We start from the raw sequence: 25,021 nt of genomic DNA, 5'->3' as shown, positions 1-25,021 counted from the left end.
GGAAAAGGGTATCAGGCATGCAGAAAGAAAAACTTTCGGCTTTAATGGATGGTGAAACGCTGGATAACGAACTGCTCAACGAGCTGAGTCGTTCTTCTGAGATGCAAAAAACCTGGGAGAGTTACCACCTTATCCGCGATACGCTGCGTGGCGATACCGCAGAGGTGCTGCAATTTGATATCTCCGCCCGGGTGATGGCCGCCATTGAAAATGAGCCCGTTCGTCAGACGGCGCCGCTTATTCCTGAATCTCAGCCCGCACCACACCAGTGGCGGCAGATGCCGTTCTGGAACAAAGTGCGTCCGTGGGCCAGCTCACTAACCCAGATGGGCGTTGCCGCCTGCGTATCGCTTGCGGTTATCGTCGGCGTCCAGCACTATAATGGGCAGTCTGATGCCGCTCAGCAGCCAGAGGCGCCGGTGTTCAATACGCTGCCAATGATGGGCAAAGCGAGCCCGGTAAGTCTTGGCGTACCGGCTGACGCATCAGCAGGTAGCGGCCAGCAGGCTCAGGTCCAGGAACAGCGCCGGCGGATTAACGCCATGCTGCAGGACTACGAACTGCAGCGCCGCCTGCACGCTGAGCAGCTTCAGTTTGGCCAGGCCCAGACTCAGCAGGCCGCAGTCCAGGTGCCGGGTTATCAAACTTTAGGAACGCAATCGCAGTAATGAAGCAACTTTGGTGTGCCATGTCGCTCATGGCAGGCAGTCTGTTGTTCTCTGTCAACGCCTCGGCTGATACATCGTCCGGGGCGTTGTTGCAGCAGATGAACCTGGCCAGCCAGTCCCTCAACTATGAGCTCTCGTTCGTCAGCATCAGCAAACAAGGCGTTGAGTCGCTGCGCTATCGTCACGCGCGACTGAACAATCAACCGCTGGCGCAGCTTCTGCAGCTGGACGGTCCGCGCCGGGAAGTGGTCCTGCGCGGTACGGAAATCAGCTATTTTGAACCCGGCCTCGATCCGTTCACCCTGAACGGCGACTATATCGTCGATTCGCTGCCGTCGCTGGTTTACAGCGATTTCAAACGTCTCAGCGCAGCCTATGATTTTATCTCCGTGGGCCGTACCCGTATCGCCGACCGCCTCTGCGACGTGATCCGCGTCGTGGCTCGCGACGGCACGCGCTATAGCTTTATCGCCTGGCTGGACGCTGAGACTAAGCTGCCGCTGCGCGTTGATTTACTCGACCGCGACGGTGAAACACTGGAGCAGTTCCGGGTCGTCTCTTTCAACGTTGGTGATAACGTTAGCGCCAGCATGGAGACGCTGGCAAAAGCGAATTTGCCGCCGCAGCTGTCGGTGCCTGAAGGGGGCGACAAAGCCAACTTCAACTGGGCGCCGACGTGGCTCCCTCAGGGCATGACTGAGGTTTCCAGCAGCCAGCGTCGTCTACCCACCTTTGATGGTCCGGTAGAATCACGTCTCTATTCCGACGGCTTGTTCAGCTTCTCGATCAATATCAACCGCGCCACCGCGGCCAGCAGCGACCAGCTGTTGCGCACCGGCCGACGCACCGTCAGCACGACGGTACGCGATAACGCGGAGATCACCGTGGTGGGCGAACTGCCGCCGCAGACGGCGAAGCGTATCTCAGACAGCATTAAATTCAAGGCAGTACAATGATCAAAGAGTGGGCCACCGTGGTTTCCTGGCATAACGGCGTGGCGCAGGTGCACTGCGACGTTAAAGCCTCCTGCAGCAGTTGCGCCTCCCGCGCCGGCTGCGGCAGCCGGGTATTAAACAAGCTGGGGCCGCAGACCAGCCATACCATCAGCGTGCCCTGCGAGCAGCCGTTGACGGCGGGGCAAAAAGTGGAGCTGGGGATCGCCGAGAGCAGTCTGCTGGGTTCGGCGCTGTTGGTCTACATGGCGCCGCTGGTGGGGCTGTTTGTGATGGCGTCGATTTTCCAGGTGCTGTTTGCCAGCGATATCGCGTCACTTTGCGGCGCGCTGCTGGGCGGCGTCGGCGGGTTCCTGGTGGCGCGCGGTCTGTCGCCGCAGCTGGCAGCGCGCCAGTCGTGGCAGCCGGTGATCCTGAGCGTCGCGTTGCCGCCGGATCTGGTGCGTATCGAAACGCCTTCCTCCGACATGGGTCAGTGATTTCACTGGCCCTTATCTTTATTTACCCTTCCTGTTACAACGCCACAATTTCTGCGGTTATGCTGGATCTAACAGCATTTCCTGGTTTCAAGGATGTAGTGTAGAATGCGGCGTTTTCGGATTAAAAAACGTCAGGCACAGTACAGCGGCCTCATGATACTCGTAAGGCATAATTAACTCTAAATATGAAGAATATACGTAACTTTTCGATCATCGCTCACATCGACCACGGTAAGTCGACGCTGTCTGACCGTATCATCCAGATTTGCGGTGGCCTTTCTGATCGTGAAATGGAAGCCCAGGTTCTGGACTCCATGGATCTTGAGCGCGAACGCGGGATCACTATCAAGGCGCAGAGCGTCACCCTGGACTATAAGGCCAACGACGGTGAGACCTATCAGCTGAACTTTATCGACACCCCGGGCCACGTGGACTTCTCCTATGAAGTCTCCCGTTCCCTCGCCGCGTGCGAAGGCGCGCTGCTGGTGGTTGACGCCGGGCAGGGCGTAGAAGCCCAGACCCTGGCCAACTGCTACACCGCCATGGAGATGGACCTGGAGGTCGTTCCGGTACTCAACAAGATCGACCTGCCTGCGGCCGACCCTGAGCGCGTAGCGGACGAGATTGAAGATATCGTCGGGATCGATGCCCATGATGCGGTGCGCTGCTCGGCGAAAACCGGCGTCGGCGTGACCGACGTGCTGGAGCGTCTGGTGCGCGATATTCCGCCGCCGGAAGGCGATCCGGACGCGCCGCTGCAGGCGCTGATTATCGACTCCTGGTTCGATAACTACCTCGGCGTGGTGTCGCTGGTGCGGATTAAAAACGGCACCATGCGCAAGGGCGATAAGATCAAGGTCATGAGCACCGGCCAGGTCTATAACGCCGACCGTCTGGGCATCTTTACCCCGAAACAGGTTGACCGTACCGAGCTGAAATGCGGCGAGGTTGGCTGGCTGGTCTGCGCGATCAAAGACATCCTCGGCGCGCCGGTGGGCGATACCCTGACCGCCGCCCGCAACCCGGCAGACAAAGCGCTGCCTGGCTTTAAGAAGGTGAAACCGCAGGTGTATGCCGGCCTGTTCCCGGTGAGCTCCGATGATTATGAAGCTTTCCGCGACGCGCTGGGCAAACTGAGCCTCAACGACGCCTCTCTGTTCTACGAGCCGGAAAGTTCTACCGCGCTGGGCTTCGGCTTCCGCTGCGGCTTCCTCGGCCTGCTGCACATGGAGATCATTCAGGAGCGTCTGGAGCGTGAATACGATCTCGACCTGATCACCACCGCGCCGACGGTAGTTTACGAAGTGGAGACCACCTCCAAAGAAGTTATCTACGTCGACAGCCCGTCCAAGCTGCCGCCGCTGAATAATATTCAGGAGCTGCGCGAGCCGATCGCCGAGTGTCACATGCTGCTGCCGCAGGAGTTCCTCGGCAACGTGATCACTCTGTGTGTGGAGAAACGTGGTGTGCAGACCAACATGGTTTACCACGGTAAACAGGTGGCGCTGACCTACGAAATCCCGATGGCGGAAGTGGTGCTCGACTTCTTCGACCGTCTGAAGTCTACCTCCCGCGGCTATGCGTCGCTGGACTACAACTTCAAACGCTTCCAGGCGTCGAACATGGTACGCGTCGATGTGCTGATCAACGGCGAGCGCGTCGATGCGCTGGCGCTGATCACCCACAACGATAACGCGCCGTATCGCGGCCGCGAGCTGGTGGAAAAGATGAAAGATCTTATTCCGCGTCAGCAGTTCGACATCGCGATTCAGGCGGCCATCGGCAACCACATCATCGCGCGCTCTACCGTGAAACAGCTGCGTAAAAACGTGCTGGCGAAATGCTACGGCGGTGACGTCAGCCGTAAGAAAAAGCTGCTGCAGAAGCAGAAAGAAGGTAAGAAGCGTATGAAGCAGGTCGGTAACGTTGAACTGCCGCAGGAAGCGTTCCTCGCCATTCTGCACGTTGGTAAAGACGGCAAATAACCCTAAGGAGTTGGCATGGCGAACATGTTTGCCCTGATCCTGGTGATTGCAACCCTGGTGACGGGCGTTTTATGGTGCCTGGACAAGTTCATTTTTGCACCGAAACGTCGTGAGCGTCAGGCCGCTGCTCAGGCAGCGACCGGCGAGCAGCTGGACAAAAAGACGTTGAAGAAAGTCGGCCCGAAACCGGGCTGGCTGGAAACCGGCGCATCGGTTTTCCCGGTGCTGGCGATCGTTCTGGTGGTACGTTCATTCATTTATGAGCCGTTCCAGATCCCATCCGGTTCGATGATGCCGACTCTGCTGATTGGCGATTTCATCCTGGTGGAGAAATTTGCCTACGGCATTAAAGATCCTATCTACCAGAAAACGCTGATCGAGACGGGTCATCCGAAGCGCGGCGACATCGTGGTGTTTAAATATCCGGAAGACCCGCGCCTGGACTACATCAAGCGCGCGGTGGGGCTACCGGGGGATAAGGTCACCTACGATCCGATTGCCAAGCAGGTCACTATTCAGCCGGGCTGTAGCTCCGGACAGGCCTGCGGCAACGCGCTGCCGGTGACTTACTCCAACGTGGAGCCGAGCGATTTCGTTCAGACCTTCTCCCGCAGCAACGGCGGCGAGGCGAGCAGCGGTTTCTGGCAGCTGCCGAAGGGCGAAACCAAAGCCGACGGCATTCGCCTCACCGAGCGTCAGGAGACGCTGGGCGACGTCACGCATCGTATTCTGATGGTGCCGATTGCTCAGGATCAGGCTGGCATGTATTACCATCAGAGCGGTCTGCCGCTGGCCACCTGGATTGTGCCGCCGGGTCAGTACTTCATGATGGGCGACAACCGGGATAACAGCGCCGACAGCCGTTACTGGGGCTTTGTGCCGGAAGCAAACCTGGTCGGAAAAGCCACCGCTATCTGGATGAGTTTTGAAAAGCAGGAAGGTGAATGGCCGACCGGTGTGCGGTTATCGCGCATTGGTGGAATTCATTAATTTCATCTGCTGAATTCACGCCGCTGCTGTTATCGCAGCGGCGTGAATTATTTAGTATTTAAATCCATTCAAACTAACGACATCCCGTGTCGTTGCGTATAGAATATCCCCCCGAAGTTTTTGGTTGTCGCTCTGCCGGGTGACACTGCACACGAAAGCGTATTGGTCTGTTTCAACTTCCTGTTTGAAGCGTATGCTCAGGTCGGTTTCGTGTGCTGCATCTTTGACGCATTCATTTATTGGTAACGCATGAACCCCATCGTAATTAATCGGCTTCAACGAAAGCTGGGCTACACTTTTCATCATCAGGAGCTGTTGCAACAGGCATTAACTCACCGCAGTGCCAGCAGCAAACATAATGAGCGCCTGGAATTTTTAGGCGACTCCATTTTAAGTTTCGTGATCGCTAACGCGCTGTATCATCGCTTTCCTCGCGTGGATGAAGGCGACATGAGCCGTATGCGCGCGACGCTGGTGCGCGGCAACACGCTGGCGGAAATCGCCCGCGAGTTTGAGCTGGGCGAATGCTTGCGCCTCGGGCCGGGCGAACTGAAAAGCGGCGGTTTCCGTCGCGAATCGATTCTCGCGGACACCGTTGAAGCGTTAATTGGCGGGGTTTTCCTCGACAGCGATATTCAGAACGTTGAACGCTTAATTCTCTCCTGGTACCAGACTCGTCTGGACGAAATCAGCCCGGGCGATAAGCAAAAGGATCCGAAGACGCGTCTGCAGGAGTATCTGCAGGGTCGTCATCTGCCGCTGCCGTCCTACCTGGTGGTCCAGGTGCGCGGCGAAGCGCACGATCAGGAATTTACTATCCACTGCCAGGTCAGTGGCCTGAGTGAACCGGTGGTTGGCACAGGTTCCAGCCGTCGTAAGGCGGAGCAGGCTGCCGCCGAACAGGCGCTGAAAAAGCTGGAGCTGGAATGAGCGAAGAAAAAAGTTATTGTGGGTTTGTCGCCATCGTGGGTCGTCCAAACGTTGGCAAATCCACGCTGTTGAATAAGCTGCTTGGGCAGAAGATCTCGATCACCTCCCGTAAAGCGCAGACCACCCGTCACCGCATCGTCGGCATCCATACCGAAGGGCCGTATCAGGCGATTTACGTCGATACTCCGGGCCTGCATATGGAAGAGAAGCGCGCCATTAACCGCCTGATGAACAAAGCGGCCAGCAGCTCGATTGGCGATGTTGAACTGGTCATCTTCGTGGTGGAAGGCACCCGCTGGACGCAGGACGACGAGATGGTGCTCAACAAGCTGCGCGACGCGAAAGCGCCGGTGATCCTCGCGGTCAACAAAGTGGATAACGTGCAGGAAAAAGCGGATCTGTTACCGCACCTGCAGTTCCTCGCCAGCCAGATGAACTTCCTTGATATCGTGCCGATGTCGGCGGAAACGGGGACCAACGTCGACACCATCGCGGCGATCGTGCGTAAGCATCTGCCGGAAGCGATCCATCACTTCCCGGAAGATTATATTACCGATCGTTCCCAGCGCTTTATGGCCTCCGAAATCATCCGTGAAAAACTGATGCGTTTCCTTGGCGCTGAGCTGCCGTACTCCGTCACCGTGGAAATCGAACGTTTTGTGACCAACGAGCGCGGCGGTTACGACATCAACGGCCTGATCCTCGTCGAGCGTGAAGGGCAGAAGAAGATGGTGATTGGCAACAAAGGCGCCAAAATCAAAACCATCGGTATCGAAGCGCGTAAGGACATGCAGGAGATGTTTGAAGCGCCGGTGCACCTCGAGCTGTGGGTTAAAGTGAAATCCGGCTGGGCCGATGACGAGCGCGCCCTGCGCAGTCTCGGTTATGTTGACGACCTCTGAGTTAACGCAACGTGGATGGATGGCAGCGCGCCTTTGTCCTGCATAGCCGACCGTGGAGCGAAACCAGCCTGATGCTGGACGTCTTCACGGAAGAATCCGGTCGCGTGCGCCTGGTTGCCAAGGGCGCACGCTCCAAACGCTCGAATCTTAAAGGCGCTTTACAGCCCTTTACCCCCTTGCTGGTTCGCTTCGGCGGCCGCGGCGAAGTCAAAACCCTGCGCAGCGCGGAAGCTGTCTCGCTGGCGCTGCCGCTCAGCGGCATCACCCTCTACAGCGGTCTTTACGTTAACGAGCTTATCTCCCGTGTGCTGGAGCACGAAACGCGCTTCTCCGAACTCTTTTTTGACTATTTGCACTGCATTCAGGCGCTCGCCGGGGCCAGCGGCTCGCCGGAGCCGGCGCTGCGGCGCTTTGAGCTGGCGCTGCTCGGGCACCTGGGCTATGGCGTGGATTTTCTCCACTGCGCCGGGAGCGGCGAGCCGGTGGACGACACCATGACCTACCGCTATCGCGAAGAAAAAGGCTTTATTGCCAGCCTGGTGATTGATAACAACACGTTTACCGGGCACCATTTGAAAGCGTTGGCGAGTCGCGAGTTTCCTGATGTTGATACGCTGCGCGCCGCGAAGCGCTTTACCCGTATCGCCCTGAAGCCCTATCTCGGCGGCAAACCGCTCAAGAGCCGGGAATTGTTTCGCCAGTTTATGCCCGCGCGAAAGGCGCGAGCGGATAATACGAAGAATGATTAACGAGGATTGTCATGGCTGAATTACTGTTAGGGGTCAATATTGACCATATCGCGACCTTGCGTAACGCCCGCGGCACCGCCTACCCGGATCCGGTTCAGGCGGCTTTCATTGCCGAACAGGCCGGCGCCGACGGCATTACCGTGCATCTGCGCGAAGACCGCCGCCATATCACCGATCGCGATGTGCGTATCCTGCGCCAGACGCTGCACACCCGCATGAATCTTGAAATGGCGGTCACCGAAGAGATGCTGACGATCGCCTGCGAAACCAAACCGCATTTCTGCTGCCTGGTGCCGGAGAAGCGCCAGGAAGTGACCACCGAAGGCGGGCTGGACGTCGCCGGCCAGCGCGACAAGATGCGTGATGCCTGTCAACGCCTGGCGGATGCCGGCATCCTGGTCTCCCTGTTTATCGATGCGGATGAAGCACAAATTAAAGCGGCAGCGGACGTTGGCGCGCCATATATCGAAATCCATACCGGCTGCTATGCCGATGCTAAAACCGACGCCGAGCAGGCGAAGGAGCTGGAACGCATTGCCAAAGCGGCCGCCTACGCCGCCAGCCTCGGCCTGAAGGTTAATGCGGGTCACGGTCTGACCTATCACAACGTGAAAGCGATTGCCGCGCTGCCGGAAATGCATGAGCTGAATATCGGCCACGCGATTATTGGCCGCGCGGTGATGAGCGGCCTGAAAGAGGCGGTCGCGGAAATGAAGCGTCTGATGCTGGAAGCGCGCGGCTAATGGCCATTCTCGGGCTGGGTACCGACATCGTCGAGATCGCCCGCATCGAAGCGGTGATCGCCCGCAGCGGCGATCGCCTTGCCCGCCGGGTGCTGAGCGACCATGAATGGAGTATCTGGGAGCAGCATCAGCAGCCGGTGCGTTTCCTGGCGAAACGCTTTGCGGTCAAGGAAGCGGCGGCGAAAGCGCTGGGGACCGGGATCCGCAACGGGCTGGCCTTTAATCAGTTCGAAGTTTACAACGATGAGCTGGGCAAGCCGAAGCTGCGGCTATGGGGTGAGGCGCAACGGCTGGCGGAACGGTTGGGGGTGAGCCATATTCATGTCACGCTCGCCGATGAGCGCCATTACGCCTGCGCCACGGTGATTGTCGAAAGCTAAGCGCGACGGCGGTTAAATTTTATCCGCGTGGTGCATCAGGACGAATTTATCCCACAGCTGTTCTTCACTCTCGACGTGTGCCGGATCTTTCAGAATAGTATTCGGGATCGGGCACACCTTCTGGCAGGTGGGCGTATCGTAATGGCCCACGCATTCGGTGCAGCGGTCGCTGTTAATTTCATAAATGCTGTCACCCATCGAAATGGCCTCATTGGGGCACTCCGGCTCGCACATATCGCAGTTGATGCATTTTTTGGTAATTAACAGCGCCATCAGGAAAATCTCAGAAACAACACAAACAGGGCGGGCATTATACGCCCATTTTCTGCTCAGACCAGCTTTTTCACCAGCGCTTCGCTATGGCGAATGCGCTCCGGCGCCCGCTCCAGATCCTGCTGCACCAGCCCCATAAACAGCAGGTCGGTGAGCATCATTTGCGCGCTGGTAGAAGAGATGGCCGCGCTGCGCGTCGCCTGCTCTTCGGCGATGGTGTACAGGCAGTGGGTCGCCTGCTGCTGCAGGGCGTTAGGGCTAAAGCCGGTGATCGCCAGGATCCTGGAGCCCACGCGCAGCGCTTCACCGGCCGCCATATTGATCTCCCGACGCTCGCCGGAGTAAGAGATCGCCAGCAGCAGATCGTCGCTGGACATGGCCTGCACCGTCGCCAGCAGGGCGTGCATATCCTGCTCCGAAACAGCATTAACGCCGATCTTCATCAGCTTCCAGCTAAAGTTACGCGCCACCAGGCCGGACGCGCCAATCCCGGTGACGATCACCCGCCGGGCGTTGCGCAGCAGCGTGACGGCTTCCCGCAGCGTCTCTTCAGTGTTGACGTCCAGCGAGGCATGCATAGCGGCGACATTGTCTTTAATGAGTTTCTCGCCCACCAGACGCAGCGGGTCGTCACCGCGAATGTGGTTATGTACCGGGACGGAGTGCGGATCCGGGCTGCTGGCCAGCGCTTCACTCAGCGCCAGCTTCAGCGCCGGGAAGCCTTTGAACCCCAGTTTTTGGGCAAATTTAACCACGCTGGACTGACTCACCCCGGCTTCCGCCGCCAGCTGCTGCGAGCTGAGGTGCCGGGTGTCATCGGGTTGGCTCAGAATAAAATCGGCCAACTTTTTGTCGCTCGCCGCCAGGGTGGGATAGCGCTGACGAATACGCGTTAAACAGTTCATTGGAGCTCCGCTGGAGCCGTCCGGCTCGTGACTGAAAGAATTTTTATTCGATTATAAGGGGTATACCACGAATTAAAAATTCATAAGCCACAATTTTTCCTTCGCCTGCTAATTTAATTCTTCCTTAACGGCAGGGATGTTTTCCCTCTTCATGGCATAAGACTGTTAAGCTTACCCTAACGAGAAGCGAATCCTGAGAGAAGGGGGCAGTTTGCAGCACAGTGAACGGAGAGTGGTGTTTTTCGATCTGGACGGAACCTTGCATCAACAGGATATGTTCGGCAGTTTTCTGCGCTACCTGCTGCGCCATCTGCCGCTGAACCTGCTGCTGGTGGTGGCGATGGGGCCGGCGATCCTTGCCGGGCTGGCGGTGTGCGGGCGGGCGGCGCGCTGGCCGATGAGCCTCCTGCTATGGGCGTCAACCTTTGGCCGTCGCGAGGCGGTACTGAAGCGGCTGGAAGCGGAGTTTGTCGGCTGGTTTCGTCATCATGTGACAGCGTTTCCCGTGGTTCATGCGCGGCTGACGGCCTACCTGACCAGTACCGATGCCGACGTCTGGTTGATCACCGGCTCGCCGCAGTCGCTGGTGGAACAGGTCTATCGCGATACCCTCTGGCTGCCGCGGGTGAATCTGATAGCCAGCCGCACCGCGCGCCGCTGGGGCGGCTGGGTATTGACCCTGCGCTGCCTGGGCCATGAAAAGGTGGTGCAGCTGGAGAAAAAGATTGGCGCACCGCTGCAGCTGTATAGCGGCTATAGCGACAGCGAGCAGGATAACCCGTTGCTCGGCTTTTGCCAGCATCGCTGGCGGGTCACTCCGCAGGGAGAGCTGCAGCAGCTGGAGTAATAGTGTGTAATTGATAGCTCCCATGTATAATGCGCCCCGCTTTTTCTGCTGGAGTGGCCGCTGTGTCTGACCTCGAACTCAATGATGAATACTGGATGCGTCATGCCCTGACGCTGGCGAAGCGCGCCTGGGAAGAGGGTGAGGTACCGGTGGGCGCGGTGCTGGTGCATAACAATCAGGTCATTGGTGAGGGCTGGAACCGGCCGATAGGCCGTCACGACCCTACCGCCCATGCGGAAATTATGGCCTTACGCCAGGGCGGACTGGTGCTGCAAAACTACCGCCTGATCGATGCCACGCTATACGTGACCCTCGAGCCCTGCGTGATGTGCGCGGGGGCGATGGTGCACAGCCGTATCGCCCGCCTGGTGTTTGGCGCCAGGGATGCCAAGACCGGCGCCGCCGGCTCGCTGATGGATGTTCTGCACCACCCGGGAATGAACCATCGGGTTGAGATTAGCGAAGGCGTGCTGGCGGAGTCCTGCTCTGCCATGCTGAGCGACTTCTTCCGCTGGCGGCGGGAAGAGAAAAAAGCGCTGAAGAAAGCCCGGGAGCAGAACGGGGAAAGTTAATACAGGTGGCCCGGGAGTTTCATCCGGGCATTATCCATCTGTTTATCGGCGCGAAACTTGAAAAAGGGCAGGGTGGTCTCCTGCGGCTGTTCGAGCTCATTGGGGAGCACGGCCGGGTAATCTTCCGCCAGGGCCAGCGTTTGCTGCTGCTGGCGCTCCTTCTCTGACAAATAGCCGACAAGGCTTATCTGATATTTGCGGATGTTTTCCACATAGGCGTAGGCCTCATGGCCGCGGGCATAGCCGTATTTTAGTTTGCTGTAATAGGGTTTCTGGCTCAGCAGCGGTAAACGCAGCTTAACGTCCGCCCAGCTGTTAGGATTGCCTTTCTGTTTGCGGGTGAGCGCCATGGCGTCCAGCATATGGGCATAGCCCATATTGTAAGCGGCCAGCGCAAACCAGATGCGTTCATCTTTCGGGATCGAATCCGGCACTTTATCCATCATATCCTGTAGATAGCGCATGCCGCCGTCGATACTCTGCGCCGCATCGGTCCGGTCAGTCAGCCCCAGACTTTGCGCCGTATTGCGCGTGAGCATCATCATGCCGCGCACGCCGGTGGGGGAGGTGGCCTGCGGATCCCAGTGGGATTCCTGCCAGGCAATCGCGGCCAGCAGGCGCCAGTCGATCTCGCGGGCGTACTTTTCAAACAGCGGCTGCACCTCCGGAAGAATGTTTTCCACCGCGCGCAGGAAGGTGCGGGTATCGACGTAATCAAAATCGTTGCCGTGGCCGAGGTACTTCTCCTCCAGGCGCGCCAGGGTGCCGTCTTCATTGATGTTGTTGAAGAAATCAAGCATCGCCGCCGACAGGGAATTATCATCGTCCCGGGCGCTGAACCAGGTGACCGGCTGTTCGTCGGTGATATCGAGGGCTACCGCCAGCTCCGGATGGACGCGCTGAAACAGGCTGACGGCCACCGAGTCGGCGATGGTGTAATCGAGTTTGCCGTCAATCACCGCCTGCATCAGCGCCGTGGTGCCGCGTTTTTCGTCCACGCGCCAGGCAAGATCCGGGTATTTCTCGGCTTTTAAGGTCTGCAGGTCGTTGATCGCCACGTGGCCCGGAGCGATGGCGAGCTGCTCGGCGGTCAGCGCCGCGAGGGTGCGCGGCCGGGTATTGCCGACGCGGTAGACCAGCTGTTGCGAAACAGAATAGTAGGTGGGGCCGGCCTGATAGTTTTTCACCCGCTCCTGGTTATAGACCAGCCCGGCAGCCAGCATATCGGCCTGACCGTCGTCGAGGTCGTCAAACAGCTGGCTGATGTTCTGCCGGACGGTTATCTTAAGCGTCACGCCGAGGTAGTCGGCAAACTGCTTCGCCAGTTCGTAGTCCAGGCCGAACGTTTTATTGTTCATGGTGGCAAAGGTCATCGGCGAGTTGATGGTGCTGATGCGCAGCTCGCCGCGAGCAATAATACCCGCCACCCGGTTCTCGGGTTTACCGGACCAGGGGATCGACGGCCACAGGGCAGCCGCCAGCAAAAGGGTGACAATGCCGATCAGCAGATAATTAATCTTTAATTTTTTCAGCGCGTTAATCTTCTGCAGCTTCAGGTTCCTCAGCAGGCGATGTCCGGAAAAAACGCAAGGTTGTCGTCGAATGAGCGGCATTCTGCTTAAGAATGCGCCAGTTGGCAACTTATTCGCGATAGGCGTCACATTTATTGATAAACAGCATCAATGATTTTATTTCTACGCAAACGGTTTCGTCGGGGCGCAGGATTCACTATAATGACGCCCGTTTCCCCCCTGGCTCACCCTGAAAGCTTCGAAGACGAGAGACTTATGATGGAAATTTTGCGTGGTTCACCTGCACTGTCGGCATTCCGTATTAATAAACTGCTGGCACGATTTCAGGCGGCCAACCTTCCGGTAAGCGCCATATACGCCGAGTATATTCATTTTGCCGATCTGAACGCCCCGCTGAGCGCTGACGATCGCGAGCGCCTGGCGCGACTGCTTAAATATGGCCCGAGCTTAAACAGCCATACCCCGACCGGTAAATTACTGCTCGTGACCCCTCGCCCTGGCACCATCTCTCCCTGGTCTTCTAAAGCTACCGATATCGCCCATAACTGCGGCCTGGCTCAGGTTGTGCGTCTGGAGCGCGGCGTGGCGTATTATGTTGAAGCCTCGACCCTGAGCGAAGCGCAGTGGACCGCGGTGGCGGCGGAACTGCACGACCGCATGATGGAGAGCGTCTTCGACGCGCTGGAAGCGGGCGAAAAGCTGTTCGCTCACCATCAGCCGACGCCGGTGACCAGCGTTGACCTGCTGGGCGAAGGGCGTCAGGCGCTGATTGACGCCAACCTCCGTTTGGGTCTGGCGCTGGCAGATGACGAAATTGACTACCTGCAGGACGCGTTTACCCGTCTGGGACGCAATCCGAACGACATCGAGCTGTACATGTTCGCCCAGGCGAACTCAGAGCACTGTCGCCACAAGATTTTCAACGCCGACTGGATCATCGACGGCGAACAGCAGCCGAAGTCGCTGTTCAAAATGATCAAAAACACCTTCGAAAAAACGCCGGACTACGTCCTGTCGGCCTATAAAGACAACGCCGCGGTGATGGAAGGGTCTGAAGTGGGGCGCTATTTTGCCGACCACCAGACCGGGCGCTACGACTTCCATCAGGAGCCGGCGCACATTCTGATGAAGGTGGAAACCCATAACCACCCGACGGCCATCTCCCCATGGCCGGGCGCGGCAACCGGCTCCGGCGGCGAGATCCGCGATGAAGGCGCCACCGGCCGCGGCGCGAAGCCGAAAGCGGGTCTGGTGGGCTTCTCGGTTTCCAACCTGCGCATCCCGGGCTTCGAACAGCCGTGGGAAGAAGATTTCGGGAAACCGGATCGCATCGTCACCGCCCTGGACATCATGACCGAAGGCCCGCTGGGCGGCGCGGCGTTTAACAACGAATTTGGTCGTCCGGCGCTGAACGGCTACTTCCGCACCTATGAAGAGAAAGTCACCAGCCATAACGGCGAAGAGCTGCGCGGCTACCACAAACCGATCATGCTGGCCGGCGGTATCGGCAACATCCGCGGCGAGCACGTGCAGAAGGGCGAGATTACCGTCGGCGCGAAGCTGATCGTGCTGGGCGGCCCGGCGATGAACATCGGCCTCGGCGGCGGCGCGGCGTCTTCCATGGCCTCCGGTCAGTCCGATGCCGACCTCGATTTCGCCTCCGTCCAGCGTGACAACCCGGAAATGGAGCGTCGCTGTCAGGAGGTGATCGACCGCTGCTGGCAGCTGGGCGACGCCAACCCGATCCTGTTTATCCACGACGTCGGCGCCGGCGGTCTCTCCAACGCCATGCCGGAGCTGGTTAGCGACGGCGGCCGCGGCGGTAAATTCCAGCTGCGCGATATCCTGAGCGATGAGCCAGGCATGAGCCCGCTGGAGATCTGGTGTAACGAATCGCAGGAACGTTATGTCCTGGCGGTCGCCCCGGAGCAACTGCCGCTGTTCGACGAGCTGTGCCGCCGCGAGCGCGCGCCTTATGCGGTTATCGGCGAAGCCACCGCCGAGCAGCACCTGAGCCTGAGCGACAGCCACTTTAACGATCAGCCGATCGATCTGCCGCTGGACGTCCTGCTTGGTAAAACGCCGAAAATGACCCGCGACGTGCAGACTCTGAAAGCCCAGGGCAGCGCGCTGGATCGCCAACCGATCACCATCGCCGACGCGGTTAACCGCGTACTGCACCTGCCGACGGTGGCCGAGAAAACCTTCCTCGTGACCATCGGCGATCGCACCGTGACCGGCATGGTCGCTCGCGACCAGATGGTCGGCCCGTGGCAGATCCCGGTGGCCAACTGCGCGGTAACCACCGCCAGCCTCGACAGCTACTACGGCGAAGCGATGGCGATGGGCGAGCGCGCCCCGGTTGCTCTGCTGGACTTCGCCGCCTCCGGCCGTCTGGCGGTTGGCGAAGCGCTGACCAACATCGCCGCCACGCAGATTGGCGAGCTGAACCGCGTGAAGCTGTCGGCTAACTGGATGGCCGCTGCCGGCCACCCGGGCGAAGACGCTGGCCTGTATGAGGCGGTGAAAGCGGTGGGCGAAGAGCTGTGCCCGGCGCTGGGCCTGACCATTCCGGTCGGCAAAGACTCAATGTCGATGAAAACCCGCTGGCAGGAAGGCAGCGAGCAGCGTGAGATGACCTCTCCGCTGTCGCTGGTGATCTCCGCCTTCGCCCGTGTCGAAGATGTTCGTCATACCGTCACGCCGCAGCTCTCGACGGAAGATAACGCCCTGCTGTTGATCGACCTCGGTAAAGGGCACAACGCGCTGGGCGCGACGGCGCTGGCGCAGGTCTATCGCCAGCTCGGCGACAAGCCGGCTGACGTGCGCGATGTCGCGCAACTGAAAGGCTTCTGGGATGCGATGCAGGCCCTGGTGGCGCAGCGTAAATTGCTGGCCTACCACGACCGCTCCGACGGCGGCCTGCTGGTCACCCTGGCGGAAATGGCCTTTACCGGCCACTGTGGACTGGAAGCGGATATCGCCGCGCTGGGCGATGACCGTCTGGCGGCGCTGTTCAACGAAGAGCTGGGGGCGGTGATTCAGGTCCGCGCCGCAGACCGTGAGGCGGTGGAAGCCATTCTGGCGGTTAACGGCCTGGCGGACTGCGTGCATTACCTCGGCAAAGCGGTCGAGGGCGATCGCTTCGTGCTGACCGCCAGCGGTCAGACGGTGTTTAGCGAAAGCCGCACCACCCTGCGCATGTGGTGGGCGGAAACCACCTGGCAGATGCAGCGTCTGCGCGACAACCCGGCCTGCGCCGATCAGGAGCACGAGGCGAAAGCCAACGACGCCGATCCGGGCCTTAATGTGAAGCTCTCGTTTGATATTAATGACGACGTCGCCGCGCCGTACATTGCCACCGGCGCGCGTCCGAAAGTGGCCGTCCTGCGCGAGCAGGGGGTGAACTCTCACGTTGAAATGGCGGCAGCCTTCCATCGCGCCGGCTTTGACGCCATCGACGTGCATATGAGCGACCTGCTGGCGGGCCGCACCGGTCTGGGCGATTTCCATGCCCTGGTGGCCTGCGGCGGCTTCTCCTACGGCGACGTGCTGGGGGCAGGCGAAGGCTGGGCGAAGTCGATTCTGTTCAACGAGCGCGTGCGCGATGAGTTCGCGACCTTCTTCCATCGTCCGCAGACCCTGGCGCTCGGCGTGTGCAACGGCTGTCAGATGATGTCCAACCTGCGCGAGCTGATCCCGGGCAGCGACCTGTGGCCGCGCTTTGTGCGCAACCAGTCTGACCGCTTTGAAGCGCGCTTCAGCCTGGTGGAAGTGACGCAAAGCCCGTCTCTGCTGCTGCAAGGCATGGTTGGCTCACAGATGCCGATTGCGGTCTCCCACGGCGAAGGGCAGGTGGAAGTGCGCGACAGCGCGCATCTGGCCCAGCTGGAGAGCAAAGGTCTGGTGGCGCTGCGCTTCGTGGATAACTTCGGCAAAGTGACCGAAACCTATCCGGCGAACCCGAACGGTTCCCCGAACGGTATCACCGCCGTGACCAGCGAAAGCGGGCGCGCGACCATCATGATGCCGCACCCGGAACGCGTCTTCCGCACCGTAAGCAACTCCTGGCACCCGGAAAACTGGGGCGAAGACAGCCCGTGGATGCGTATCTTCCGCAACGCGCGTAAACAGCTGGGTTAATCTTCCCGAAGCGTGCCACGCGAACGTATCAGCCCCCTGCTCAGGCAGGGGGCTTTTTTTATCTGTGACGGTCGGCACGCCAGGGTGTCGGGAATCACCGACAACTGGCATATTGCGGTGTCGTCAAAAGGCGACACTTAAGTTATTGATTTAAATGATGAGTAACCTGGGGCATATTTAGTGTCGCTAATCGGCGACATCATGGATAAAAAGTGTACTGCGCTGGGGTGGCTGGCTTTTATGGTTAAAGCCATATATATCAATGTGTTAATAAAATGTTTGGAAAGGTGGCATAGTTCATGCATAATAATAACCAGTGGCTCATTCACCTTCTTATGTCAGCCCCTTCGGGACGCGCTACATAAACTTCGAATGACGCACAAACAGGTGCCTGCCGTCCAACTCCTGATAACAGCCTGGCTTTATCAGACATCGGGCGAAACGTCGAGTAAGGCACCGCCTCATTCCTGAACAAAGCCAGGCCTTGCGCCTGGCTTTGTTGTTTCTGGGGCGCCGTGGCGACGGGTATCGCTTTTCTCCGGCGCGCTCCTCAGTTAGCATCGACCAGAGCTAATGATTGAGACCACACCTTTGAAGCGACTCTCTCTTTTTCCCCGTTCGCTGCGTCAGCTGGTGACGCTCTCCTTTGTGCTGATCCTGCTGCCGTTACTGGTGCTGGCCTGGCAGGCCTGGCAGAGCCTCAATGCCCTCAGCGCCCAGGCGGCGCATATCAACCGTACGACGCTGGTCGATGCCCGCCGCAGCGAGGCGATGATCAATGCCGCGCTGGAGATGGAACGCAGCTATCGCCAGTACTGCGTGCTGGACGATCCAACGCTGGCGCGCGTCTATCAAAACCAGCGGCAGCGCTACAGCCAGATGCTGGACGCGCACGCCGGCGTGTTGCCGGACGAAAAGCTCTGGCAGGCGCTGCGCCAGGATGTCAGCGATCTGGCGCAGCTGCAGTGTAACAACAGCGGCCCTGACGCCGAGGCAGCCGCCAGACTGGAAGTTTTCGCCAGTAATAACAGCGACATGGTCCAGGCGACCCGGGCGGTGGTCTATTCCCGCGGCCAGCAGCTGCAGCAGGAGATTGCCGAGCGCGGCCAGTTTTTCGGCTGGCAGGCGCTGGTGCTGTTTCTGCTGAGCCTGGCGCTGGTGCTGCTTTTCACCCGCATGATCATCGGCCCGGTGAAAGGTATCGAAAGAATGATCAATCAGCTGGGCGCAGGGAAGTCGCTGGACGACGCGGCATTGTTTACTGGCCCGCGCGAGCTGCGCTCGGTGGGCAAGCGCATCATCTGGCTCAGCGAGCGCCTGGCATGGCTGGAGTCGCAGCGGCATCAGTTTCTTCGCCATCTGTCGCATGAGCTTAAAACCCCGCTGGCCAGTATGCGTGAAGGCACCGAGCTGTTGGCCGACCGGGTCGCCGGACCGCTGACGCCGGAGCAGCAGGAGATCGTCGAGATCCTCGACAGCAGCAGCCGCAACCTGCAAAAGCTGATTGAACAGCTGCTGGACTACAACCGCAAACAGGCCGACGGCCCGGTAGCCCGGGAAGCAGTGGACCTGGTGGAGCTGGTGGAAAACGTCGTGGCGGCGCACAGTTTGCCTGCGCGGGCTAAACTGATGCATACCGAGCTGGCGCTGCGGGCGCGGCATTGTCTGGCGGAGCCTGCGTTATTGATAAGCGTAATGGATAATCTCTACTCCAATGCGGTGCACTATGGCGCTGAATCCGGTAACATTCGTATCCATAGCTACCGGCACGGAGAGCAGGTGCGTATTGATGTCGCCAACAGCGGCGAACCGATCCCGGCCGCGGAAAAGAATATGATTTTTGAGCCTTTTTACCAGGGAAGTCACCAGCGTAAGGGGGCCGTTAAAGGCAGTGGGCTGGGGTTAAGCATCGCCCGCGACTGTGTCCGTCAGATGCAAGGGGAACTCAGTCTGGTTGACGCCCCCGCCGGGCAGGTCTGTTTTCGCATTACGCTTCCCTCAGCGCCGGAATAATCCAACTAATGAATCGATATCGGGGAACTATGTCCCAATTCCTGGCCTGGCGCCGTTCCCTTAGCGGATGGCTGCTCTCAGGCATTGCTTGTCTGACGCTGGCGGGGTGTTCCGCCGGCTTCTCGCCGCATAGTGCGGAAGGTGCCGCCGCCCCCGGGCAGGCGCAGCACCAGGTGGCCGATTTTGTCGCCGTGGACTGCGCTGATATCTGGGCGCACAGCAGCGATGCCAGCGACAAAAACCCCCTCTACTGGCTGCGGGGCATTGACTGCGCCGATCGTCTCGCGCCGGTGCAGGCGCGAGCGGAGGCGAAACGCCATACCGACGACAGCTGGCAGGACGCGTTCCGCCGCGGCATTCTGCTTGCCGATGCCAAAATTACCCCTGACGAGCGCCGCGAGCTGGTGACGCGTCTCGACACCTTCAGCCCGCAAATTGCCGTTCAGGTCCGCCCGCTGTATCAGCTCTGGCGCGACGGGCAGACCCGTCAGCTGCAGCTGGTGGAGGAACGAGCCCGCTACGCGAAGCTTCAGCAGTCCAGCGATAGCGAGCTGGAGACGTTGCGCCAGCAGGAGCAGTCGCTGCGCCAGCAGCTGGAGCTGACCACCCGTAAGCTGGAGAATCTGACGGATATTGAACGCCAGCTCTCCAGCCGCAAGCCGGGCGGCAATTTCGGCAGCGAAAAAGTACCGGAGGTGATCCATGACGATCCGTAAACCGGCGCGTTTGCTGCTGGTGGATGACGATCCGGGGCTGCTGAAGCTGCTCGGCATGCGTCTGGTCAGCGAAGGCTATAGCGTGGTCACCGCCGAGAGCGGACCGGAAGCGCTGCGCGTGCTGGGACGTGAGAAAGTGGATCTGGTGATTAGCGATCTGCGGATGGATGAAATGGACGGCCTGCAGCTGTTCAGTGAGATCCAGAAGGGGCAGCCCGGCATGCCGGTGATCATTCTCACCGCCCATGGCTCGATCCCCGACGCGGTGGCGGCCACCCAGCAGGGCGTCTTCAGCTTCCTGACCAAGCCAGTTGATAAAGACGCCTTGTATAAAGCCATTGATGAGGCGCTGGAGCAGCGATCGCCAGCCACCGACGAAGCGTGGCGCCAGGCGATTGTCACCCGCAGCCCGCTGATGCTGCGCCTGCTCGAGCAGGCCGGGATGGTGGCGCAGTCCGACGTCAGCGTGCTGATTAACGGCCAGAGCGGGACCGGTAAGGAGATAGTCGCCCAGGCGATCCACAACGCCAGCCCGCGTCATGACAAGCCTTTCGTGGCGATTAACTGCGGCGCGCTGCCGGAACAGCTGCTCGAGTCCGAACTGTTCGGCCATGCGCGGGGCGCCTTTACCGGCGCGGTCAGCAACCGCGAAGGGTTATTCCAGGCCGCCGAAGGCGGCACGCTGTTTCTCGACGAGATCGGCGATATGCCTGTCGCCCTGCAGGTGAAGCTGCTCCGCGTCCTGCAGGAGCGTAAGGTTCGCCCGCTCGGCAGCAACCGCGATATCGAGATCAACGTGCGGATCATCTCCGCCACCCACCGCGACCTGCCGAAGGCGATGGCCCGCGGCGAGTTTCGCGAAGATCTGTTTTATCGCCTCAATGTGGTTAACCTGAAGATCCCGCCGCTCTCCGAACGCACGGAAGATATTCCGCTGTTGGCCAACCATCTGCTGCGTCAGTCCGCCGATCGCCATAAGCCGTTCGTGCGGGCATTTTCCAGCGATGCAATGAAGCGGCTGATGGCCGCCAAATGGCCGGGCAATGTGCGCCAGCTGGTGAACGTGATTGAGCAGTGCGTGGCCCTGACCTCGTCGCCGGTGATCGGCGATGCGCTGGTGGAACAGGCGCTGGAAGGCGAGAACACGGCGCTGCCGACCTTCGTGGAAGCGCGCAATCAGTTTGAGCTGAACTACCTGCGCAAGCTGCTGCAGATTACCAGGGGCAACGTCACCCACGCCGCGCGGATGGCTGGACGCAACCGCACCGAATTCTATAAGCTGCTGTCGCGCCATGAGCTCGACGCCAATGACTTTAAAGAGTAGCTCCGCAACATAGCGCAAGATATGATACGGTAAGCAACCGGTTACGCGACTAAGACAGGAACACCATGAAAAAGATTGATGCGATTATTAAACCTTTCAAACTGGATGACGTGCGTGAAGCGCTGGCCGAAGTCGGCATCACCGGGATGACGGTAACGGAAGTGAAAGGCTTTGGCCGCCAGAAAGGGCACACCGAACTCTACCGCGGCGCGGAATATATGGTGGATTTTCTGCCGAAAGTGAAAATTGAAATCGTGGTGACCGACGATATCGTCGATACCTGTGTGGATACCATCATCCGTACCGCGCAGACCGGTAAAATCGGTGACGGCAAGATCTTTGTCTTCGACGTGGCGCGGGTCATTCGTATCCGTACCGGCGAAGAAGACGACGCGGCGATTTAACGCTCGCCGCTCGCTGTAGTATTGCCGGGTGGCGCTGCGCTTACCCGGCCTACAAATCCCCGCGGCGTCGGGGCTTACAGCACCTTATGCGGGCCGAAGCATTCGTAATGAATGTGGTCTTTATTGACCCCTAATTCTACCAGCTGCTTCGCTGCAAACTGCATAAACGCTACCGGGCCGCAGAGATAATACTGCATCTGCGGGTCGCGAATAGTTTCCGCCACCGCCGCTAAATCCATCAAACCTTCGCTATCAAAACGTACTGCCTGACGGTCAGCCTCGCTCGGGTTGCGATACCAGACGTGAGCGGTAAACGCCGGCAGCGCCGCGCCGAGCGCCTGCACTTCATCGGCAAAGGCGTGGACCTCGCCATTTTCCGCCGCATGGAACCAGTTCACCTGACCCTGATGATGGCTCTTCGCCAGCGCATCCAGCATCGCCAGCATCGGCGTTTGCCCAACGCCGCCGGAGATCAGGGTGACCGGTGTCTGCGGCTCAACATTAAGGAAGAAATCTCCCGCCGGGGCGGCCAGATAGACCACATCGCCTTCGCTGGCATGGTTATGCAGCCAGCTGGAAACCTGGCCGCCTTCCTCGCGTTTAACCGCGATGCGGTAGCCCTTGCCGTCCGCTTTGCGGGTCAGGGAGTACTGGCGAATTTCCTGATATTCGAAGCCTTCCGGCTTCAGCCAGATGGCCAGATACTGGCCAGGCTGGTAATCGGCGACCGGCTGGCCGTCGACCGGCTCGAGCTCAAAGCTGGTGATAAGCTGGCTGCGCGGAGTTTTCCTGACGATGCGGAACGCGCGGGTCCCTTCCCAGCCGCCGGTTTTACTGGCGTTTTGCTGATAGATCTCGGCTTCGCGGCCGATAAAGACGTTCGCCAGCACCCCGTAGGCTTTACCCCAGGCATCGAGCACTTCCTGGCCCGGACAGAACATTTCATCGAGGGTCGCCAGCAGATGACTGCCAACAATATTGTACTGCTCCGGTTTGATCTGGAAGCTGGTGTGTTTCTGGGCGATCTTTTCCACCGCCGGCAGCAGGGCAGGCAGGTTATCGATATTGCTGGCGTAGGCGGCAATGGCGTTGAACAGCGCTTCACGCTGGTCGCCGTTGCGCTGGTTGCTCATATTGAAGATCTCTTTGAGCTCCGGGTTATGCGCGAACATCCGATCGTAGAAATGGGCGGTTAACTTTGGTCCAGTCTCTACCAGCAGAGGGATGGTGGCTTTGACCGTAGCGATGGTTTGAGCGTCGAGCATAGTGTGCTTCCTTGGGGGTTATCTTAATGATGTATTTTAAATGCATCTTAAGGAAATAACCCTGCGTTGTAAATGGTTCTTTAACACTTTCCGCCGTTGCAGTTACAACATGAAGAATTTGCATCACAATCCTGAAAAGAAATCCGTTGATACTGAGAGAGGCGTTATTGCTCAAAGCCTTGTGTCATGCGGAGCCAAACGTTTGCGTAAAATCCTTTGTCAAGACCTGTTATCACAGAATGATTCGGTTATACTGTGGGCCGTTGTCCAATCGGACCGCCTTTTTAGGCCGAAATTTTATTGTTAGCTGAGTCAGGAGATGCGGATGTTAAAGCGTGAAATGAACATTGCCGATTATGATGCCGAACTGTGGCAGGCTATGGAGCAGGAAAAAGTACGTCAGGAAGAGCACATCGAACTGATCGCCTCCGAAAACTACACCAGCCCGCGCGTAATGCAGGCGCAGGGCTCTCAGCTGACCAACAAATACGCTGAAGGATATCCGGGCAAGCGTTACTACGGCGGCTGCGAATACGTCGACGTGGTTGAGCAACTGGCTATCGACCGCGCGAAAGAGCTGTTCGGCGCTGACTATGCTAACGTCCAGCCGCACTCCGGCTCCCAGGCTAACTTTGCCGTCTACACCGCGCTGCTGCAGCCGGGCGACACCGTGCTCGGTATGAACCTGGCGCAGGGCGGCCACCTGACTCACGGCTCCCCGGTTAACTTCTCCGGCAAACTGTACAACATCATCCCTTACGGTATTGATGAGTCCGGCAAAATTGACTACGACGACATGGCGAAGCAGGCTCAGGAACACAAACCGAAGATGATCATCGGTGGTTTCTCCGCTTACTCCGGTATCGTTGACTGGGCAAAAATGCGTGAAATCGCCGACAGCATCGGCGCTTACCTGTTCGTCGATATGGCGCACGTGGCAGGCCTGATTGCCGCTGGCGTATACCCGAACCCGGTTCCGCATGCTCACGTCGTGACCACCACCACCCACAAAACCCTGGCGGGTCCGCGCGGCGGCCTGATCCTGGCGAAAGGCGGTAGCGAAGAGCTGTATAAGAAGCTGAACTCTGCGGTATTCCCAAGCGCGCAGGGCGGCCCGCTGATGCACGTTATCGCGGCGAAAGCGGTGGCGCTGAAAGAAGCGATGGAGCCAGAGTTTAAAGTTTACCAGCAGCAGGTTGCGAAAAACGCCAAAGCAATGGTGGAAGTGTTCCTGAACCGCGGCTACAAAGTGGTGTCTGGCGGTACTGAGAACCATCTGTTCCTGCTGGACCTGGTGGATAAAAACCTGACCGGTAAAGAAGCTGACGCCGCCCTGGGCCGCGCCAACATCACCGTCAACAAAAACAGCGTGCCGAACGATCCGAAGAGCCCGTTCGTGACCTCCGGTATCCGCATCGGTTCTCCGGCTGTGACTCGTCGCGGCTTTAAAGAAGCGGAAGTCAAAGAGCTGGCTGGCTGGATGTGTGACGTGCTGGACAATATCAATGACGACGCGGTCATTGAGCGCGTGAAAGGTAAAGTGCTGGATATCTGCGCCCGCTTCCCGGTATATGCGTAAGCGTTAGCGTTGACATCAAAAAGGCCGCTTATGCGGCCTTTTTTGCATCTGCAGATTAGCGGCGGTCGAGGGAGATCGCCCCGGGGCCGGTTACCGCTAGCAGCAGGAAGGCGCCGGCGATGCTGACGTTTTTCCAGAAGTTAATCATGTTCGGCAATACCGCATCGCCAGTCATATCCCAGTAGTGATGGCCAATCACCGCCGTGCCGAGGGTGTAGAAGATAAAGATGACCGCCAGCGGGCGGGTGAAAAAGCCCAGCACAATTAAAATCGCGGCAGGCACTTCCATAATGACGGCGATAATCGCCGCCAGGGTCGGCATCGGCGCGCCGGAGGCGGCCATGTATTGCACCGTACCGCTAAAGCCCAGCAGTTTGGGGTAGCCAAAAAGTAGAAACAGAACCACCACGGCGATGCGGGCGATGAGCAGTAGCAGAGAGCGGGATGCGCCAAAATCAAAATAGCGGAGTGTGTTCATAATCAGCTCGTTATGAGAGACGTGTGATTTAAACGTAATACACAAAGTTGCCAGCCGCCATAGCAGGAAAATAATAATGTCGCGCTTCGTTTCATCAGGATTTCGCCGTATCGTTGGTCGCACTTTGATGCCCGGTTATCGGATTTTATTTAATACAACCGGTGACGGAGTGGGGAGTGCTCCGTGATGCG

At 58.8% G+C, this 25,021-nt stretch carries 23 protein-coding genes; 18 read left to right on the top strand and 5 right to left on the bottom strand.

Features of this window, described 5'->3' with window-relative positions; translation table 11 throughout:
- Positions 1-17 precede the first annotated feature (17 nt).
- From rseA to acpS, 10 genes are all read left to right on the top strand, one after another.
- Positions 18-668: an anti-sigma-E factor RseA gene (gene rseA, locus ABLV76_RS05070; RefSeq protein WP_004201820.1), complete on the top strand. Its 651-nt coding sequence runs from the start codon at positions 18-20 to the stop codon at positions 666-668.
- On the top strand, positions 668-1,624 hold the full coding sequence (rseB, locus tag ABLV76_RS05065) for a sigma-E factor regulatory protein RseB (RefSeq protein ID WP_004201821.1): 957 nt from the start codon (positions 668-670) through the stop codon (positions 1,622-1,624). Before rseA ends, rseB begins: the two co-directional genes overlap by 1 nt.
- Positions 1,621-2,100: a SoxR-reducing system protein RseC gene (rseC, locus tag ABLV76_RS05060; protein WP_004201822.1), complete on the top strand. Its 480-nt coding sequence runs from the start codon at positions 1,621-1,623 to the stop codon at positions 2,098-2,100. The genes rseB and rseC overlap by 4 nt, the downstream gene beginning before the upstream one ends.
- 185 nt (positions 2,101-2,285) lie before the next feature.
- Positions 2,286-4,085, top strand: a complete 1,800-nt coding sequence (lepA, locus tag ABLV76_RS05055) for a translation elongation factor 4 (protein WP_004201823.1) — start codon at positions 2,286-2,288, stop codon at positions 4,083-4,085.
- A 15-nt stretch (positions 4,086-4,100) separates the two neighbouring features.
- Positions 4,101-5,075, top strand: a complete 975-nt coding sequence (gene lepB, locus ABLV76_RS05050; RefSeq protein ID WP_004201827.1) for a signal peptidase I — start codon at positions 4,101-4,103, stop codon at positions 5,073-5,075.
- Between the two features lie 249 nt (positions 5,076-5,324).
- Positions 5,325-6,005 (top strand): ribonuclease III, encoded by a 681-nt coding sequence (gene rnc, locus ABLV76_RS05045; RefSeq protein WP_002914065.1) that lies wholly within the window; start codon positions 5,325-5,327, stop codon positions 6,003-6,005.
- On the top strand, positions 6,002-6,907 hold the full coding sequence (gene era, locus ABLV76_RS05040) for a GTPase Era (RefSeq protein ID WP_017900415.1): 906 nt from the start codon (positions 6,002-6,004) through the stop codon (positions 6,905-6,907). Before rnc ends, era begins: the two co-directional genes overlap by 4 nt.
- Positions 6,908-6,918: 11 nt before the next feature.
- A complete protein-coding gene (gene recO / locus ABLV76_RS05035) occupies positions 6,919-7,656 on the top strand; it encodes a DNA repair protein RecO (protein WP_004201833.1) in 738 nt (245 codons plus the stop codon).
- A gap of 11 nt (positions 7,657-7,667) precedes the next feature.
- Positions 7,668-8,399 (top strand): pyridoxine 5'-phosphate synthase, encoded by a 732-nt coding sequence (gene pdxJ / locus ABLV76_RS05030; protein WP_017900416.1) that lies wholly within the window; start codon positions 7,668-7,670, stop codon positions 8,397-8,399.
- On the top strand, positions 8,399-8,779 hold the full coding sequence (acpS, locus tag ABLV76_RS05025; protein ID WP_004201835.1) for a holo-ACP synthase: 381 nt from the start codon (positions 8,399-8,401) through the stop codon (positions 8,777-8,779). The genes pdxJ and acpS overlap by 1 nt, the downstream gene beginning before the upstream one ends.
- Positions 8,780-8,791: 12 nt before the next feature.
- Here the strand turns inward: acpS and ABLV76_RS05020 are convergent, their stop codons facing one another.
- A complete protein-coding gene (locus ABLV76_RS05020) occupies positions 8,792-9,052 on the bottom strand; it encodes a YfhL family 4Fe-4S dicluster ferredoxin (protein ID WP_004144350.1) in 261 nt (86 codons plus the stop codon).
- Positions 9,053-9,108: 56 nt separating this feature from the next.
- Positions 9,109-9,957, bottom strand: coding sequence for a MurR/RpiR family transcriptional regulator (locus tag ABLV76_RS05015; protein ID WP_048325378.1), 849 nt, complete (start codon positions 9,955-9,957; stop codon positions 9,109-9,111).
- Between the two features lie 211 nt (positions 9,958-10,168).
- On the opposite strand from ABLV76_RS05015, the gene yfhb reads away from it, so the two are divergent.
- Positions 10,169-10,804 (top strand): phosphatidylglycerophosphatase C, encoded by a 636-nt coding sequence (yfhb, locus tag ABLV76_RS05010; protein WP_017900418.1) that lies wholly within the window; start codon positions 10,169-10,171, stop codon positions 10,802-10,804.
- Positions 10,805-10,866: 62 nt separating this feature from the next.
- On the top strand, positions 10,867-11,376 hold the full coding sequence (gene tadA, locus ABLV76_RS05005; protein WP_023318886.1) for a tRNA adenosine(34) deaminase TadA: 510 nt from the start codon (positions 10,867-10,869) through the stop codon (positions 11,374-11,376).
- Here the strand turns inward: tadA and mltF are convergent.
- Positions 11,373-12,989, bottom strand: coding sequence for a membrane-bound lytic murein transglycosylase MltF (gene mltF, locus ABLV76_RS05000; RefSeq protein ID WP_004201842.1), 1,617 nt, complete (start codon positions 12,987-12,989; stop codon positions 11,373-11,375). The two genes, tadA and mltF, sit on opposite strands and share 4 nt — an antisense overlap.
- Positions 12,990-13,163: 174 nt before the next feature.
- Here mltF and purL point away from each other — a divergent pair, with 174 nt between their 5' ends.
- From purL to glnB, 5 genes are all read left to right on the top strand, one after another.
- On the top strand, positions 13,164-17,051 hold the full coding sequence (purL, locus tag ABLV76_RS04995) for a phosphoribosylformylglycinamidine synthase (RefSeq protein WP_114508352.1): 3,888 nt from the start codon (positions 13,164-13,166) through the stop codon (positions 17,049-17,051).
- A 591-nt stretch (positions 17,052-17,642) separates the two neighbouring features.
- Positions 17,643-19,064, top strand: a complete 1,422-nt coding sequence (locus tag ABLV76_RS04990; protein WP_004201845.1) for a HAMP domain-containing sensor histidine kinase — start codon at positions 17,643-17,645, stop codon at positions 19,062-19,064.
- Between the two features lie 29 nt (positions 19,065-19,093).
- Positions 19,094-19,780, top strand: a complete 687-nt coding sequence (qseG, locus tag ABLV76_RS04985; RefSeq protein ID WP_048295292.1) for a two-component system QseEF-associated lipoprotein QseG — start codon at positions 19,094-19,096, stop codon at positions 19,778-19,780.
- Positions 19,767-21,104: a two-component system response regulator GlrR gene (gene glrR / locus ABLV76_RS04980; RefSeq protein ID WP_004201849.1), complete on the top strand. Its 1,338-nt coding sequence runs from the start codon at positions 19,767-19,769 to the stop codon at positions 21,102-21,104. The genes qseG and glrR overlap by 14 nt, the downstream gene beginning before the upstream one ends.
- Before the next feature lie 65 nt (positions 21,105-21,169).
- Positions 21,170-21,508, top strand: coding sequence for a nitrogen regulatory protein P-II (gene glnB, locus ABLV76_RS04975; protein WP_002914032.1), 339 nt, complete (start codon positions 21,170-21,172; stop codon positions 21,506-21,508).
- A gap of 74 nt (positions 21,509-21,582) precedes the next feature.
- On the opposite strand, the gene hmpA is transcribed toward glnB, so the two are convergent.
- Positions 21,583-22,773 carry an NO-inducible flavohemoprotein gene (gene hmpA, locus ABLV76_RS04970; RefSeq protein WP_348878206.1) on the bottom strand — a complete coding sequence of 397 codons (1,191 nt, stop codon included), beginning with the start codon at positions 22,771-22,773 and terminating at the stop codon, positions 21,583-21,585.
- 325 nt (positions 22,774-23,098) lie between these two features.
- Between hmpA and glyA the strand changes: the two genes are divergently transcribed.
- Positions 23,099-24,352 carry a serine hydroxymethyltransferase gene (gene glyA, locus ABLV76_RS04965; RefSeq protein ID WP_002914027.1) on the top strand — a complete coding sequence of 418 codons (1,254 nt, stop codon included), beginning with the start codon at positions 23,099-23,101 and terminating at the stop codon, positions 24,350-24,352.
- 55 nt (positions 24,353-24,407) lie between these two features.
- On the opposite strand, the gene ABLV76_RS04960 is transcribed toward glyA, so the two are convergent.
- A complete protein-coding gene (locus ABLV76_RS04960) occupies positions 24,408-24,830 on the bottom strand; it encodes a DoxX family protein (RefSeq protein ID WP_048326434.1) in 423 nt (140 codons plus the stop codon).
- Positions 24,831-25,021: the final 191 nt, after the last annotated feature.

This window comes from Klebsiella sp. GB_Kp047 (assembly GCF_040065235.1).
Taxonomy (GTDB): Bacteria; Pseudomonadota; Gammaproteobacteria; order Enterobacterales; family Enterobacteriaceae; genus Klebsiella; species Klebsiella quasipneumoniae.
Note: the sequence above shows the minus strand (reverse complement) of the source record. Positions and strands in the feature narration are given on the sequence as shown.